Genomic DNA, 16,919 nt, shown 5'->3' with positions numbered 1-16,919 from the left:
GACGAACCCCCCTCCCGGCATGCCGGAAGGGGGGTCGACGATCACCGGTCGGGCCTACTGACCGCTGGCGGCGACCGCGTCCTCGAGGGCGGTCTGGAGGCGCGTGTCGGCTTCCGCCGCCGCGACCAGGTCGTTGTCGGCGTAGGCCGCGGCACGGTCGGTCAGGGCCTGCTGAGCGTCGGCCAGGGCCTGGTCGAGCGCTGCGTTGTCGGTACCCGATCCGGTGCCGCCGGTGTCGGGGGTCGCCGTGCCACCGTCGGTCGCTCCGTCGTCGGTGCCGGTGCCCGTGCCGTCCGTCCCGTCACCCGTGGTCGGCACGCCGTTGTCTCCGGCGGTCGCACCCGAGTTGCCTCCGAACAGCGAGTCGAGGGCGCCGTCGAGCGTGTCCTCGAAGGCGATCTTGTCTCCGAACGAGACCAGGATGCGCTGCAGGACCGGGTACGACGTCTCGGAGTTCGACTTCACGTAGATCGGCTGGACGTAGAGCAGACCACCGCCGACCGGCAGGGTCAGCAGGTTGCCTCGGACGACGCTCGTGTCACCCCGGGTGAGGAGAGCGAGCTGGTTGGCCACGGCCGTGTCGGTGTTGAAGTTGTTCTGCACCTGTCCGGGACCGGGCAGTGTGTCGGTGCGCGGCAGGGCCAGCAGCGTCAGCTTGCCGTAGTCCGACGAGATCTCGCCCGGCGTCGAACCGGCATCGGCATTCGCCGCGAGATAGCCCGTCAGCACGTTCCGGGCGTTCTCACCCGACTGTTGCGGGATGTACGTCGAGTAGATCGAGAACGCAGGGTCTTGATCGGGCAGCTGCAGCGTCAGGTAGTACGGAGGCTGCAACGGCGGGTTCTGGGCGTTGCTCGTCGGCTCGTTGGGCGTGACCCACGCGTCGTCGCTCGAGTAGAACGAGTCGGCGTCCGTCACGTGGTACGTGCCGAGGATCGCCCGCTGCACCTTGAACATGTCCTGCGGATAGCGGACGTGCTGGAGCAGTTCGGCCGACATGTCGCTCAGCGGCGACAGCGTGGAGGGGAAGATCTTGTCGTAGGTCTGCAGGATCGGGTCGCTGGTGTCCCACGCGTAGAGCTTGACCGAGCCGTCGTACGCGTCGACCGTGGCCTTCACCGAGTTGCGGATGTAGTTGATGTTGTTCGAGGCGTACACCGGGCGGTCGTTGTACGTGTCGGCGATCGCGTCGGACAACGCCTGCGGCTTCGAGTACGGGTACTCGTTGGTGGTGGTGTAGCCGTCGACGATCCAGACGACCTTGCCGTCGACGACGGAGGGGTACGGCGCGCTGTCGATGGTGAGGTAGGGAGCGACCTTCTGGACGCGCTCGGTGGGGTCACGGTCGTAGAGGATCTGCGACTGGTCGTTCACCGCGTCGGACAGGAAGATCTGCTCGGACTGGAACTTGATGGCGTAGATGAGCTTCTTGAAGACGTTGTCGAGCTTGGGCCCACCGTCGCCCTCGAAGGTCGTCGTCTCGTTGGTGCCGTTGTCGTTGCTGCCCGACGGGTAGTCGAGCTCGATGTCGTTGCCGCCGTCGCCACCCACGATCGAGTAGGTGGGCGACTCCTGGCCGAAGTAGATTCGCGGTTCGTAGTCGCCGGCGTCGCCGAGGGCACCCGTCACCGGGATGCCGGACTCGAGGAAGACCGGCTGGCCGTCCGCCGACCGCTGGTTGCCGTAGGCCGCCACCACGCCGTAGCCGTGCGTGTAGACGAAGGTCGTGTTGTAGGGGGTCGCCGAGTTGCCGAGCTGGGAGGTGTTCAGCTCGCGCACGGCGATGACGGTGTCCTGCACGTTGCCGTCGATCGTGTACCGGTCGACCGCGAGCTGCTCGGGGAAGCTGTAGTACTGGCGGTACTGCTGCAGCTGGGCGAAGGCGTCGGTCACGAGTGCGGGGTCGATGATGCGGATGTTCGCGGTGGTGACGGCGTCACCGGCCAGGGCGCCGGCCTCGGCGTCGGACTTCGCATCGTAGGTCTGCTCTTCGACGTCGGCCACGCCGTACGCCTCACGCGTCGCCTGGATGTTGCGCTCGATGTACGGCGACTCGACCGTCCGCTCGCTGGGCTCGACCGTGAAGCGCTGGACGATCCAGGGGTAGATGCCTCCGACGATGATGCTGATGATGATGAGCGCGGCCGTACCGATGACCGGGAGGCGCCAGCGGCCGACGATCGCGGTCACGATGAACAGGACGGCCACGACCACCGCGATGCCGGCCAGGATCTGCTTGCCGGGGATGCCCGCGTTGACGTCGGTGTACGTGGCACCCGTGAGGAGCTTGTTCGTTCCGTCGGACAGGGTCGCGTACTGGTCGAGCCAGAGGCTCACGCCCTGGAGGAGCAGGTAGACGGCGGCCGTGACGGCCAACTGGATGCGCGCGACCTTCGAGATGCGCACCTCGCGACCGGTGAAGCGCAGGGCACCGTAGAGGTAGCTGGTCGCGACGGCGGCGATGCCGGCGATGAGCACGACGGCCGAGGCGAAGCCGACCACGGCCTGGTAGAGCGGCAGCTCGAAGACGTAGAACCCGATGTCGAGCCCGAACTGCGCGTCGGTCTGACCGAAGGGGGTGCGGTTGATCCACTCGAGGACGGTCTGCCACTGCGTCGACGTGGCGATGCCGGCGAAGAGGCCGAGGACGGCGGGGACGCCGATGACGACGGCCCGACGCAGCGGCTCGATGACCTGCTGGTAGCGGTCGAGCTGGGAGTTCAACTTGGCGTACACCGGCCGGAACCGGAAGGCCACCTCGATGCTGACGTACACCGGCACCGCCATGGCCACGAAGCCCACCGCGAACATCACGAGGCGAGAGATCCACTGTGTCGTGAGCACTCCCGTGAACCCGAGCTGCTGGTACCAGAGGTAGTCGGTGAGCAGCGACGAGAAGATGAAGAAGGCGATGACCAGGGCGGCGAGGACGGCCACCGTGACCAGGACGGGCAATCGGGGCGAGCGTCGTGCGGTTCGCGACGATGCGGGTGACGTCAAGGGTGGACTCCTGGCTGACGGGGACGTGGACGGCCATCCTACGTGTCGAGCCTGGCCGACTCAGCGTCCCCTTCTCAGCTTTGCGCGGGCTGCACGAACGCTATCGACCGGCCGTGCAGGTGGCCAGGGACGACGTGTCGCCGCCGTCCGCGACCGTCTCGAGCGCCGTGACCGCATCGTCCAACGTGGCGACCGAGTAGACGTCCAGCCCGGAGGGCACGTTCCCGACGACCTCGGAGCAGTTCGTGGACGGCGCCAGGAAGACGGTCGCCCCGGCGTCGCGAGCACCGTAGAGCTTCTGTCGGATGCCGCCGATGGCACCCACCTCGCCCGAGGCCGTGATCGTGCCCGTGCCCGCGACCTTCGCGCCGCCGGTGAGCTCGCCGGGTGTCGTCTTGTCGATGATGCCGAGCGCGAACATCATGCCGGCACTCGGTCCACCGACCTGGTCGAGCTTGAGCGTGACGTCGAAGGGATACGTGTAGTCCACGCTGACCCCGACGCCGAGGAGCGGCGTGCCGTCGACTTCTTGCGGGGTGACCTGCTCGGTCATGCTCGTCCCCGCGCGTTCGAGGACCACCTCCGCCGGCGTCGACGCCCCGTTCGCCGCCACCAGGCCGCGGAGGACGTCCACGTCCGCATCGGTGGCGAGACTGGTGCCGTTGACGCTGACCAGGACGTCTCCCTCGCGCAGGACGCCCTCGGCAGGGCTCCCCTCGGAGACCTGGCTGACGGTCACGGCGCTGGGGACGGCGTACCCCTCGTGGATCAGCGCCGCGGCGATCGCGGACTTCTGGGAGTTCTGCATGTCGACGGCGTTCTGTTCGTCGACCTGGTCGTTCGACACCCCCGACGGGTACACGGCCTCGACCGGGATGACCGAACGGCTACGGTCCGCCCACGCGCGGACGACGTCGACCCAGCCCGGCCGGACGTCCTGGTTGCCCTGCACGCTCACGGTCAGCAGGTCGAGGGTGCCCGCGGTGGGGTAGGTCTCGTGGCCCGACACGGTGATCAGGGGTTGGGACGAACCCTCGTACTCGGCACTGCCCAGGGTGTCGAACACGGGGCCGGGCTGTTCGATCAGGTAGGGCCCCGGGAGGAGGCTCAGGACCACGGCCGAGACGACGGCGACACCCAGGAGGGGCCAGCCGAACCTGCTCGCTCGGCGTGCTGACGAGGGGGCGGTGCGCGGGGGCGTGAAGAAGGCCACGGAGGGTCCTTTCGGGATCGGCCGGGGAGGCGCGGGTCGCGTTCGCCACGAGCGGAGCGACGCCCCCGGAGCGGTGGCCGAATCCCAGGATCTTCGTGCGGCCAGCAGCTAGCGTAGTCAGCATGACCGATGATTCGCCGCGCGGGCCTGAGGACGAGTTCCGTGACATGTTGCGGCAGTTCCTGTCCGGCGGTTCCGAGATCGATCCGTCGCAGCTCGCCGGGGCCGCCGGGCTGCCCGACGACCCTGCCTTCGTGGCGCGGCTCATGAGTCAGCTGCAGAACGCCGTCAACAGCAGCGGTGACGGCATCGACTGGTCGATCGCCACCGAACAGGCGACCGCCGTGGGCGCCCAGAGCGCCGTCGTGCCGACCGCGGCCGAGACCGCCGCCCTCGAGCAGGCGTTCCACGTCGCCGCGCTGTGGCTCGACGACGTCACGTTCGTGGCCGAGCTCACCGCCACGCCGCGCCTCGTGACCCGCGCCGAGTGGGCACGTCTCACCATGCCCGTGTGGAGCCAGCTCGCCGAGCCCGTGGCCACGTCGATCGCGGACTCCCTGACCGGCGTGCTCAGCGAGCAGGCTCCCGAAGAGATGCGCTCGATGCTCGCCGGGGCCAGCCAGGTCATGCGCAGCGTCGGCGGCACGCTCTTCGCCATGCAGCTCGGACAGGTCGTCGGTCAGCTCTCGACCGAGGTCGTGTCCGGCGGCGACGTCGGCATCCCGCTCCTCGACGAGCAGCAGGCGGCGCTGCTCCCCCAGAACGTCGCCGCCTTCGGTGAGGGCCTCGACATCGAGGCCGATCAGGTCCAGCTCTACCTGGCGGTCCGCGAACTCGCGCACGCCCGCCTGTTCCGGCACGCCCGATGGCTGCGCCTGCACCTCATCTCGTCCATCCGTGAGTTCGCCCAGGGCATCCGCATCGACACCTCCCGGCTCGAAGAACTCGCGGTGGACTTCGATCCCTCGAACCCCGGCGAACTCCAGGAAGCCATGAAGAGCGGGGCCCTCATCCCCCCGAAGACCGACGAGCAGCTCGCCGCCCTCGCCCGGCTCGAGACCACCCTGGCCCTGATCGAGGGCTGGGTCGACGTGGTGACCGCCCAGGCCACGGCGCGCCTCCCGAAGTCCGCGGCGATCGCCGAGACGGTCCGCCGCCGCCGGGCCGCCGGCGGGCCTGCCGAGTCGGCCTTCTCCACCCTGGTCGGCCTCGAACTGCGGCCGCGGCGCCTCCGCGAGGCGGCCGTCCTCTGGCAGACCGTGACCGACGCCGTCGGTGCCGAGAGCCGAGACGACCTCTGGTCGCACCCGGACATCGTGCCCACCAGCGCCGACGTCGACGACCCGCAGGCCCTCGTGGCCCGCCTGACGTCGGACGAGCCCACCTTCGACGACGTCGACCAGGCGATCCAGGACCTGCTCGACGACACGACCGACGACCGCCCCCGCGAGGGGGACGACGGCTCGGCGACCGAGCCCGGCGAGTCCGGGCCCGACCAGGACGCCCCCCGATCCTGACAGACACCGTCACCGGGGCCCGGGCGGGCCTGTGGACAACTCCTCATCCGCCCCGGCCCCACGACATGATCGGACGATGCCCCTCGTCCTCGATCCCCGCATCCCCGTCGTCTGGCGCGATCCGTCGACCCTCCAGGTCGGCGTCGACCGCCCCACGCTCGTCCTGAGTCCGGTCAGCAGGCTCGACGAGCGGGTGGTCGCGGCCCTCGCCGCGGGGCACGGCGCGGGGGGCCTGCCCACCCTCGTCGCCCACCTCGGCCTGGATCGCGCCGCGGTCGAAGCCTCCGTCGAGCGCCTGCGACCCGCGCTGGGCGGCGACACGCGGTCGGTCGTCCCGCCGACCGTCGTCGTCGGCGGGCCGGGCCCCGTCGCCGATGCCGTCGCGCGCCTCCTCGGCTCCTGCGGTGCCGACGTCCGACGGGCCGACGCCGACCTGGCTCCGCCGCGGCACGCCACGGGCGTCCTGGTCGGCGGGCACGTGCTCGACCCCGGGGTCGTCCGAGAGTGGGTGAGGTCCGATCTGACGCACCTCGTCGTACGCGTGGGCGATCGTCACGCGCGGATCGGCCCCGTGACGGTGCCCGGTTCGACGGCCTGCGCCCGGTGTCTCGACCTCCACGTCGGCGAGGCCGACCGTGCCTGGCCCGCGATCGCCGGTCAGCTGAGCGCCCGTCCCCTCACCGCGCCTCCGCTGCTGTCCGTCCACGAGGTCGCCACGAGAGCCGCCCGCCGGCTGTGGTCCCGTCTGACCGGCGCGGACGGCACACCCGAGGACTCCGAGGTCGAGTCGATCTCGATCGCCGACGGGCTGGTCACTCGCGCGGACGTGCCGCCGCACCCGGAGTGCGGGTGCGCAGCTCTTCCACGAACCGGCTCACCCGCCGTTCGCCGCCGCGCCCCTGCCCCGAGCGACTCCACGACAACCGGAGCCGCTCACGCGCCCTCGTGACGCCGACGTACAAGAGGCGGCGCTCCTCGTCGATCGCCGCGTCGTCCTTCGCGTAGCTGATCGGGACGAGGCCCTCGCTGAGGCCGATCAGGTAGACGCTGCGCCATTCGAGGCCCTTCGCGGAGTGCAACGTCGCCAGGGTGACCGCGGCCATGGTCGGCTCGTGCTGACCGGCCTGGCGGGCGAAGAGCTCGTCGACGAACTGGCGGAGGGTCGTCCCGGGGGGTGATGCCTCGGCCAGGCCCATGATCGTGTTCAAGGACTCCCAGCGGTCGCGGATCGCGCCTCTCTGGTCGGGTGCGTCCTGGGTCCAGCCGAGCGACCGGAGGACGTCGCTGACGGTCTTGAAGAGCGGCTCGCCCACGATGCTCACCGCCGCGCCCTTCATCATCATCAGGGCCTCTTTCACCTCACGGAGCTCGAAGAAGCGCGTCGCGCCGTGGATGCGGGTCGACACGCCGACGTCGGCGAGTGCACGCTCGATCGCCGCCGCCTGGACGTTGACCCGGTACAGCACCGCGATCTCCTCCGGCGCGACGCCCGACCGGATCTCGTCGGCGATGGTCTCGGCGATGCCCCTGGCCTCGGCCGAATCGCTGGCGTACTCGGTCACGGGCGGCACCGGGCCCGTCGTCTCGACGGCCGGGTGGAGGTGCAGGGCACCCGGACGGCCCCGCATGAGTTGGTTCGCCGTGTCGACGATCTGCCGCGACGAGCGGTAGTTCTGCTCGAGACGGACGACCGTGGCGTCGTCGTACCGTGAACCGAACCCGAGCAGGTAGTCCGAGGACGCACCCGCGAACGAGTAGATGGTCTGACTGGCGTCGCCGACCACGCAGAGGTCGTTCCGGCCGCCGAGCCACAGGTCGAGCAGGTCCTGCTGGAGGGGCGAGACGTCCTGGTACTCGTCGACGACGAAGAAGCGGTACTGCTCGTGCACCTGTTGGGCCACCCGCGGCTCGAGCTCGAGCATGCCGACCGTCGCGAGCAGGACGTCCTCGAAGTCGAGCTGTCGCCGTTCGTCCTTGACGGCCTCGTAGGCACGGTGCAGGTCGACGGCTTTCTCGACGCTGATGGCCGGCGGCAACGACCTGCTCGGCAACGCCTCGGCGTAGTCCTCGAGGGTGAGCCGAGAGACCTTCCGCCACTCGATCTCGGCCGCGAGGTCGCGCAGCGCCGCCGTGTCGATCTTGAGCCTCAGGGACTCGGCGGCGTGGGCGAGCGCCTTGGCCTTGCTGTCGAGGAGGCGCGGCATCTGACCACCCATCGTCTGCGGCCAGAAGTACGACAGCTGGGACAGGGCCGAGGCGTGGAAGGTCCGTGCAGAGACTCCCCCGGCGCCCAGGTGACGCAGACGGCCGCGCAGTTCGGCGGCCGCGCGTGAGGTGAAGGTGAGCGCCATGACGCGGTTGGGGGCGTACACGCCGGTGGCGACCCCGTAGGCGATGCGATGGGTGATGGCACGGGTCTTGCCCGTCCCGGCACCCGCGAGGAGGCACACAGGGCCGAGCAGTTTCGACGCCGCACGGCGCTGCTGTTCGTCGAGCCCCGCGATCAGGTCGGCGGCCTCGGTCACTGGTCGATCTCGCCGCCGAACCAGTCCTCGATGATCGCCCGGGCGATGGACGTCCGTCCGGGCAGGACGATCTCGCCCAGGCCGGCGACCAGGTCGTCACGACTGAACCAGCGCAGGTCGAGGATCTCGGCCCCGTCAGGCGTGAGCGTCCCCGGGTCGTCGGCGTCGACCTCGGCCCGGAAGCCGAGCATGAGGCTCGCCGGGAACGGCCACGGTTGCGAGCCCACGTATCGAGGCGACACGACGTTGATGCCGGACTCCTCGAAGATCTCGCGCTGCACCGCGTGCTCGAGGGACTCGCCGGGCTCGACGAAGCCGGCGAGCAACGAGTACCGGTTCTGCTCCCACAGGGCGTTCGAGCCGAGCAGGAGTCGGTCGTCCGCGTCGGTGACGCCGACGATGATCGCAGGGTCGGTCCGGGGGAAGACCTCGTGGCCGTCGTCCGGGTCGCGACGGACCCAGCCCGCCTTGTCGGTGACCAGGCGGCGGCCGGTGCGCGGCGAGAACCGGTGCGAGTCGTGCCAGTTCGCCACGGCGACGGCCTCGACGGCGAGGCCCGCGTCGCGGGCACTCAACGCCGTTCCCGAGACGCGCGGGCTGCCCCAGGCGGAGTCGTCGGACGAGAGCGACCGCGCGCGCTCGTCGTCGAGCAGCGCCGCGAGGACGGGTGTGCCCACCGGCTCGACGGCGGAGGGGTCCTTCGAGACACCGAGGTAGACGTAGTCGTCGGCGGCCGGCACCGCGGCAGCCGGCAGGAGCGCGAGGGAATCCGGGGAGGCCATCAACGTCCGCCCCCGCCAGACCGGGAGCACACGGGTCGCCTCCGACGCGAGCAGTTCGTCGACGACTCCGTCACGCTCACGGGTGAGGTAGTCCCGGTCGACCTGGTGTCGGGACAGCGGGAGCCGGGACGTGAGAGGCGAGGACATCGGACGACCAATCATCGCGAGTTGACAGCGTGGCGCACGGCAGGGCATCGCGTGCGGCGGCCTACCCTGAGGGCATGGCCAGATCTCATCTCACTCTAGCCGCGCTGGCCACGGCCGCCGTCGCGGACCTGGACGTCACGCGTGCGTCACGCCACGGCAGCGAGACGGGTGGCGACTTCGACTCCGCACTCGTCGACGGCCGTGGCGGAGAGCACTGCATCGTCCGCGTCCCTCGCTCGCAACGGGCCGAGGCCGAGCAGTCGGCCGACCTCGTCGCCCTCCGTGCCCTGAGCGCAGGCGTCCGAGGGCGGCTCTCGTTCGACGTGCCGGCCTACCGGGGTCAGGCCCCGATCGGCCGCACACGCGGCATCGTCTACGACGTCGTCCCCGGCGAGCACCTGTCGATCTCGCGACTGACCGCCACCAGCGACCTCCCGACGGCACTCGGCCGTGCCGTGGCGGCGATCCACTCGCTGCCGACGAGCTTCGTGACCGACGCCGGCCTGATCAGTCACACCCCGTTCGAGGCCATGCGCTCGTCGGCGGCCTTGGTCGATCGTGCGGCCTCGACCCGCCTCCTGCCGGCCGCGCTGCTCGAGCGCTGGGAAGCCGCGATCCAGGACTCGGTGCTGTGGCAGTTCCAGCCCACGGTCGTCAACGGCTCCCTCGACGCCGGTTCGGTGCTCGTCCTCGGCGACACGGTCAGCGGTGTGCTCGGCTGGCACGACCTCCAGGTCGGTGACCCCGCCCGTGACCTCGCCTGGTTGCTGGGTGCCCCGAGCCCGGCGGCGGTCGACACGGCGTTCGACGCCTACAACACCGCACGCGGCACGAGCGACCACCAGCTGCGGCACCGGGCGACCCTCTACCGCGAACTCGACCTGGCGAAGTGGCTGCTGCACGGCACCGGCACCAAGAACACGTCGGTGGTCGACGACGCCGTCGAGATGATGACGAAGCTGGTCGACTCCTTGCCCGGTGACCGACGGGCCGGCATCGGCTCGGGCTCGACCGCGGCCTTGGACGTCGACGGGGTCGAGGACCTGCTCGAGGCCACCGAGCGCCGTCACGTCTGAGTCGACGCCTCGACCCGCTGCCAGAGTTCGACGAGCTCGTCGCGGTCGGCCACGTGCCGGGGCCGAAGCACCACGTCGTCGGCGACGAAGTAGAAGACCGCGTCGATCGTGTCCGCCGGGACACCCCTGAACCGGGCGTAGGCCTCGCGGTAGAGCGCCAGCTGGAGCTGCTTGAGCTCGAGGTCGGCGTCGTCGGTGGGTGCCTTGCCCGTCTTCCAGTCGACGACCTCGAACCGGCCGTCGCGTTCGAAGACGGCATCGATCTTGCAGATGACGGTACGACTGCCGAGGGGGAGGTGGATCTCGAGCTCGACGTCCGTCGGTTCGAGAGACGCCCAGGCCGAGCGCTCGAAGGTCGTCACCAACTGCTCGAACCGCCTCGCGTCGTCGGGATCGATCGGCCCCGACCCGGGTGAGCCGACCCGCTCGTCGTCGAGATCGCTCTCGTCACCCCAGGCGTCGAGGGTCTCGGCACGACCCGTCGGCCGGAACCGCTCTTCGACCCATTCGTGGAACAGCGTGCCGAGGCGGGTCGCCCGGTAGGGCCGTTCGGGCAGGGGACGACGGAGCGCGGCGGCGACCGCGGCGGGGTCGTCGACGTAGTCCTTGAACCTCGAGGCCGGGATGCGCTGGGGAAGGGGGACCGCCCCGGCGCCCGCTCGCGCGGCGTCGCGCTCGAGCAGCAGCAGGTCGATGTCGGACGACCATCTCGACGCGGGGCCTGGCTGCTGCGTGTCGGCGGGCTCGTCTCGTGAGCGCCGGTCGACGGCCGTGGTGACCCGTGCAGCGGCGTCCTCGACCACCGCGCGGCGTTGCCCCAGGGGGTCGAGTGGCCAGCTGAGCTCTCGGGACGCGGCGGCCAGGGGGTTCTCGTCGTCGTCGGGTCGTTCGGGGAGGTCACCGGTCGGCACGAGCCCACGCTCGACCAATTCGACGACGAACCGGCTGGCAGGGCGGGGGCGGACGGCACTCGTCCAGAAGGAGCCGCTCACGAGCAGGCCGTCACGGGCCCGGGTGAGTGCGACGTAGGCCAGACGCCGCTCCTCGGCCTGGTGCCGGACGATCAACTCGTCCTTGAACGCCTTCAGCGCTTGGTCGAACTCCTTCTGGTCGGCCACGCCCCGCCAGCCGAGCACGGGCAGCTCGGCGGCATCGCCGCGGAACTCGTACGGCAGTTCGCCGAAACCGAGCCACCCCACGCCTTCGCGGGAGGTGCCGGGCAACTCGCCCTCGACGAGTCGTGGCACCGCGACGACGTCCCACTCGAGCCCCTTGGAGCCGTGGATGGTCAGGAGTTGGACGGTGCCCCGCTCGGCCTGCTCGGACCGCGGACCCATGTCGTCACGCCGCTCGGCTGCTGCCAGCCACGACAGGAAGCCCCCGAGGCCCGCGTTCTCGTCGGTCGCGACGTACCCCGCCAGTTCGTCTTCGAAGGCTTGCAGCCACGCGCCCCCCGACGGCGCGCCGGTGGCCGCCGCCACCTCGACGTCGAGCAGCATCTCGTGCTCGACCAGCGTGACCAGGTCGACGAGATCGAGACCGGTGCGTGCCCGGAGGAAGGCGAGCTGCGAGCCCAGCCGCCTCAGGCGGACGAGCCCCTCGTCACTGAACTCGGAGAGCTGCCGATGCGTGACGGGCGCCGTGGCCACGAAGTCGAGGGCGTCGACGATCGACCCGTGCTCACCCGCGGCGACCGACGCCCGGAACCCGGCGGCGACCTCGTCATCGAGGCGCTGTTGGGCGTGGTCGTGCGAGAAGAGCCACGAGGCGACGTCGCGCAACCGGGCGATGTCTCGAACGCCGATCCGCCATCGGGCACCGGCCATCAGACGGATGGCCTCGGAACCGGCCGACGGGTCGTGCAGCACCCGGAGGCAGGACACGAGGTCGACGACCTCGGGCCGCTGCAGGAGACCACCGACGCCGAGCACGTGGTACCTGACGCCGCGAGCGGCGAGGGCCTCGACGAAGACGGGCATGGTCTTCTTCGAGCGGAAGAGCAACGCCGCCGTTCGGCGGGCGGGCTCGCCGTCGACGATCGTGGGCACGGCCAGCTCGCTCTGCAGCCAGGCCGCGACCTGGTCGGCCTCGCCCGGCAGCGTCTGGTCGAAGAGCAGTTCGACGCGCCCCTCGGGCGCACCCGGCCGGGCTCGCAGCTCGCCCACGACCGCCCCGGAGGACCGCGCGAGTTCGGCCACGACGGTGTTCGCGGCGTCGAGCACTCGTGACGCGTTGCGCCAGCTGGTCGAGAGGCTGAACACCGCATCGGGCCGGGCTCCGAAGTCCACCGGGAACCGTCCGAGGTTCGCGGCGCTGGCACCCCGGAACCCGTAGATGGACTGGTGGGGGTCCCCGACCGCCATCACCCCGGTGCCCTCGAAGAGGCGGGACAACAAGGTGGTCTGCACGACGCTGGTGTCCTGGTACTCGTCGAGCAACACGACGCGGTAGCGGTCGCGCAACTCGGCCACGACGTTCGGCGCCGTGTCGCACACCTCGAGGGCCAGGGCCACCTGGTCGGAGTACTCGACGAGGCCTCGACGGGCCTTCTCGTCGGCGAAGGCCACGGCGAGGTCGAGCAGCGGCGGGAGCGCCGACACCGCGCCGACGGCGTCGACGACCGACTTGTAGGCGCTGCCCTTGGTCGACGGAAGACTCGCGAGGTCGAGGAACCGGTCGGCCAGGTGTGCCACGGGCTCGGGCCCGGTGACGTTCTCGCTGAGGGCGTGGCTCAGGCGGAGGACGGCCTCGGTGATGCCGTCGACGCTTCGACCGAGCCCGGCGAGGCGCTCGTCGTGGCTGCCCACGACGAGTGAGCGTGCCAGCTGCCAGGCGGACGCATCGCCGAGCACCTGCGACTCGCTCTCTCGACCGACCCGCAGGGCGTTGTCGCGGAAGATCGCGTTGGCGAACGCGTTGTAGGTCGAGACGGTGGGCACGTCGAAGGGATCGGCCTCGTCGCCGAGCAGTCCGACGGCGGCGAGCTGGCCGATGCGCCGCTCGATCCGCTCACCGAGTTCGCCGGCGGCCTTGCGGGTGAAGGTCAGGCCGAGCACCTGCGAGACGCCGACGAGACGGTTGGCCAGCAGCCACACCACGCGGTTGGCCATGGTCTCGGTCTTGCCGCTGCCGGCGCCCGCGACGACCAGGGCGGGTTCGAGAGGGGCCTCGATGACGGCTTGCTGCTCGGGGGTCGGCGTGGGAAGCCCGAGCGCCTCGGAGATCTCGGCTGCTCCGAGCCGGGACGAGGAGGCGCGCGTCGTGCCGTCGACGCGGCGTCCGTCGACCCCGTCACGCGTGCCCGCGGCGCCACCCCCGTCGGCGGCGCGGCCTCCGGCCGTCACGAGCCGCTCACCTCGCCCACCACGTGGATGCGGCACGATCCGCCGTGCCGCCCTTCGCAGTGGTCGTCGAGACGGGCCACGAACACCCGCCCCGCCATGTGCTCGGCGGCGTCGACGACCCGGGCACGGAAGGCCGCGAGTCGGTCGTCGTCGAACGCCCCCTGGGCGGGCTCCCGGTAGAGCTTGCCCCGGACGCCCGACGACACGATCACGAGCTTCGCCCCGCCGGGAGGTGTGCCCTCGGGCACGGCCTCGACGGCACCGTCGGCGAGGGCGACCTGGTAGCTGCCCAGCTGGGGGTGTTCGGCGACGGCCTGGGGCGACGTCGGGGCCGACCGACCCGTCTTGAGGTCGACGATCACGGCGGCGCCCTCGCGCGTGCGCTCCACCCTGTCGATGGACCCGCGCAGACGCGCCGGCCCGATGTCGAGGCTGAAGGTGGACTCGGCGCCGAGCAGGCTCCCGCCCGACGCCTCGAAGTCCCGCAGGTAGGAGGAGAGGCTCTCGGTCATGTCGCGCGCCCGGCGTTTCTCGGCCTCTGCGATCCAGGCCGACTCGAACTCGAGCTCGGGCCAGCGCCCCTCGACGGACTGCCACAGCGAGTCGACGTCGGTGCCCTCGGCGTGCTCCATCACGTCGTGCAGCACCGTGCCGAGACCCATCGCCGCGTTGGGAGGGGACCCGCCGAACCGGTCGACGAACCAGTGCAGGGGGCACTCCTCGAACGACCCGAGTTGCGACGGCGAGACCGGCACGTGGGCCTCGGGAGCCTCCAGGTCGATGAGCGGCTCGACGGTGCTCGGGTCGAGCAACCCGTACCAGTCGTCCGGCGACGCCCCCGCCACGCCTTCGCCGGCGAGTCGGGCCAACGCCTCGACCGCGTCGTCGGCCCGTGGTCCGTGAGGCGACGAGACGAGCACGTGACGGAGGTGCCCCACGAGTCCTCGAAGCGACAGGGGATGCCCGGCGGGTGCCTCGGGGCAGCCGTCGGGCAGCAGCCGGAAGAACGGCGAGGGCCCCTCGTCGTCGTTCGAGGTGCAGGAGAGCACGACCTGTCGGGTGGCCCGCGACACGGTGAGGGCGAACATGCGTAGTTCGTCGGACAGAACCGTGGCCCGCGCGTCTGAGGGGGCTGCCGGCTCGTCGTCGTGGTCGTGGTCGTGGTCGTCCATCGGACCGCCGCGGAGCAGACCGCGCTCGGCGAGGTCAACCAGCTCGTCGGGGGCGAGCAGCCCGCCCCGGACCCGGAGGTTCGGCCACACGCCGTCCTGCAGCCGAGCGGCGACGACCACGTCGACCTCGATGCCCACGGCGTTCGACGGCGAGCACACCAGCACGGTCTCGGCCGTCGCCTGCGGCGAGAGGGTGTCCTCGGGCACCTCGGCCCCGAGCAGCGAGTCGAGGAAGGCACCGGCGGGTGCCTCGGGGGTGCGTTCGACGAAGCGCTTGGCGGCCGTGAACAGGGCGACGACACCGTCGAGGTGACGGTCGGCCTCGGCGGCGACGATGCCGCGACCGTCGCTCTGGGCCGACCACTCGGCCGCGAGTCCGCTGCGCTCCCAGAGGCCCCAGAGCACCTCTTCGATGCTCGCGCCGGTCGCGGCTGCACGGCGGGCCGCGTCGAGACTGGTCGAGAAACGCCCGGCTCGGGCCGCGAACCTCGAGTCGATCGTGACGAAGCGACCGGCCCCCTCGAGCGCCTCGACGAGCAGTTCGTCGGCCGAGCGGACGCCGCCCGTGCCGAGCTCGTCGGCTCGCAGGGCGAGCCTCAGGCGTCGGAGCGACAACGCGTCGAAGCCGGCGAGCGGCCCCAGCAGCAGCTCGGTCGCGAGCTCGACGGTGAGCTCGTCGCGCCCGACGGCGACGGCGGCGGCGAGCAGCAGGTGGCGGGCCGCGTGTTCGTCGCGCACCGCGCGTCCGGCGACGGAGGTGCGGGTCGGGACCTCGGCGAGCTGCAGCCCCCGGGCGACTCCGGCCACCTGTCCACCGCTGCGGACGACCACCATCATGCGCGACCACGGCACCCTGCGGACCAGGTGGTGCTCGCGAAGCAGGCGGGCCACCGACGCCACTTCGTGGCTCGGACTGTCGGCCCGGACGGTCACGATCGGGACCGCCACGGACTCCGCCGCTCCCCCGGCCTCGGAGGTCTCGAGCGCCGGAGCCGCCACCGCGGCGTGCTGGCGCCCGGCACCGGCCGTCCCGATGCGCGACGTGACCCGCTGCACGAGATCACGCAACGGAGGCTGGTGCCGGTGGGCCGTGGAGAGGTACAGGGTCTCGACGTCGGACAGGCCGAGCCGAGGGCCGAGACGACCGAGCACGTCGGGCGTGCCCCCGCGGAACGCGCTGGTGGACAGGTCGGGGTCGCCGAACGCGACCACGGCGACACCCCGCCGCGTCAGGGCGCGGAGCAGCGCCAGGGTCGACTCGGTCGCTTCTTGCGCGTCGTCGACGAGGACGACCCGCAGCCCCTCGACGACCGGGGAGGTCTCGCCGCGGTCGAGGGCGGCGACGGCGTAGTCGACCAGGTCCGCCGAGTCGAGGTGCTGCCCCCGCGCCGCGTCGAGGACGCTCAGGTACTCGTCGCGGAAGTCGGCCACCGCCGCCCATTCGGGCCGGTCGGCCCTCTCGGCGGCTCGTCGGAGCCCCTCGGACCCGATGCGGTGCTCGGTCGACCGCATGAGGACTTCGCGCAGTTCGGTGCGGAAGCCGCGGAGTCGACGAACGGTCGGGCCGAGCCCCTCGGGCCAGGACGGGCCCGTGCCGTCGACCTCGTGCCCCTCGAGGAGGGAACGGACGATGCTGTCCTGGTCGCCGCCCGTCAGCAGGGTCGGCGTGGGCAGGCCGACGAGCCGCGCCGCATGGCCGACCACGTCGAACGCCAGGGACGAGACGGTGCGGGCCAGGGGCCCCGGGGTCGGCACGGTGAGCCTCGACGCGATGACGTCACGGAGCGTCGTCGCCGTCGAGCGCGTCGGTGCGAGCACCATGACGGCGTCCGGACCCCAACCGCGCCGTTCGACGCGGTCGACCACGAACTCGACGAGCGTGCGGGTCTTGCCCGAGCCCGGGGCACCCAGGACCGCGGCCGACCGCCCGTCGGCCAGGTCGAGCACGGCCCGCTGCGAGTCGTCGAGCACCGGCGGCACCGAGGCTCGGGCCGGACTCGAGAGGGGCGGTGAGACGGTCGAGGCCATGTCCCGACGCTACCGGCTGGCACCGACATCGAGGTCGGTCGCGTGGACCGTCGACGGCCCGACGGGCCACCCCGTGTGCGCCGACAGAGAACGTGCAGAGCCGGGACGGCGAGGT

The 16,919-nt window shown here is 71.4% G+C and carries 9 protein-coding genes; 2 read left to right on the top strand and 7 right to left on the bottom strand.

The genetic code is table 11. The annotated features are described in order from the left end of the window. Positions 1–54: 54 nt before the first annotated feature. Both ACVJ1F_RS05650 and ACVJ1F_RS05645 read right to left on the bottom strand, forming a co-directional pair. Entirely contained in the window at positions 55–2,955 is a 2,901-nt protein-coding gene (locus ACVJ1F_RS05650) for a UPF0182 family membrane protein (protein WP_456885148.1), read from the bottom strand. A gap of 145 nt (positions 2,956–3,100) precedes the next feature. Beyond that, positions 3,101–4,213, bottom strand: coding sequence for a YlbL family protein (locus ACVJ1F_RS05645; RefSeq protein WP_123571541.1), 1,113 nt, complete (start codon positions 4,211–4,213; stop codon positions 3,101–3,103). A 122-nt stretch (positions 4,214–4,335) separates the two neighbouring features. Here ACVJ1F_RS05645 and ACVJ1F_RS05640 point away from each other — a divergent pair, with 122 nt between their 5' ends. Next, positions 4,336–5,730: a zinc-dependent metalloprotease gene (locus tag ACVJ1F_RS05640; RefSeq protein ID WP_456885146.1), complete on the top strand. Its 1,395-nt coding sequence runs from the start codon at positions 4,336–4,338 to the stop codon at positions 5,728–5,730. 43 nt (positions 5,731–5,773) lie between these two features. Here the strand turns inward: ACVJ1F_RS05640 and ACVJ1F_RS05635 are convergent, their stop codons facing one another. The 3 genes from ACVJ1F_RS05635 to nudC form a co-directional block, all read right to left on the bottom strand. Continuing rightward, entirely contained in the window at positions 5,774–6,286 is a 513-nt protein-coding gene (locus tag ACVJ1F_RS05635) for a hypothetical protein (RefSeq protein WP_456885144.1), read from the bottom strand. A 256-nt stretch (positions 6,287–6,542) separates the two neighbouring features. Further along, a complete protein-coding gene (locus ACVJ1F_RS05630) occupies positions 6,543–8,255 on the bottom strand; it encodes an ATP-dependent helicase (protein ID WP_200412313.1) in 1,713 nt (570 codons plus the stop codon). Then, positions 8,252–9,184, bottom strand: a complete 933-nt coding sequence (gene nudC, locus ACVJ1F_RS05625) for an NAD(+) diphosphatase (RefSeq protein ID WP_456885142.1) — start codon at positions 9,182–9,184, stop codon at positions 8,252–8,254. The genes ACVJ1F_RS05630 and nudC overlap by 4 nt, the downstream gene beginning before the upstream one ends. 74 nt (positions 9,185–9,258) lie before the next feature. Here nudC and ACVJ1F_RS05620 point away from each other — a divergent pair, with 74 nt between their 5' ends. Continuing rightward, positions 9,259–10,260: a phosphotransferase gene (locus ACVJ1F_RS05620; RefSeq protein ID WP_173152725.1), complete on the top strand. Its 1,002-nt coding sequence runs from the start codon at positions 9,259–9,261 to the stop codon at positions 10,258–10,260. Here ACVJ1F_RS05620 and ACVJ1F_RS05615 read toward each other — a convergent pair. Together ACVJ1F_RS05615 and ACVJ1F_RS05610 are read right to left on the bottom strand one after the other, a co-directional pair. Continuing rightward, positions 10,251–13,604 carry a UvrD-helicase domain-containing protein gene (locus tag ACVJ1F_RS05615; protein WP_456885139.1) on the bottom strand — a complete coding sequence of 1,118 codons (3,354 nt, stop codon included), beginning with the start codon at positions 13,602–13,604 and terminating at the stop codon, positions 10,251–10,253. The genes ACVJ1F_RS05620 and ACVJ1F_RS05615 overlap by 10 nt on opposite strands. Next, entirely contained in the window at positions 13,601–16,804 is a 3,204-nt protein-coding gene (locus tag ACVJ1F_RS05610; protein ID WP_456885137.1) for a PD-(D/E)XK nuclease family protein, read from the bottom strand. Before ACVJ1F_RS05610 ends, ACVJ1F_RS05615 begins: the two co-directional genes overlap by 4 nt. Positions 16,805–16,919: the final 115 nt, after the last annotated feature.

The organism is Frigoribacterium sp. 2355 (assembly GCF_054060695.1).
This window is presented reverse-complemented; position numbering and strand designations above follow the sequence as displayed.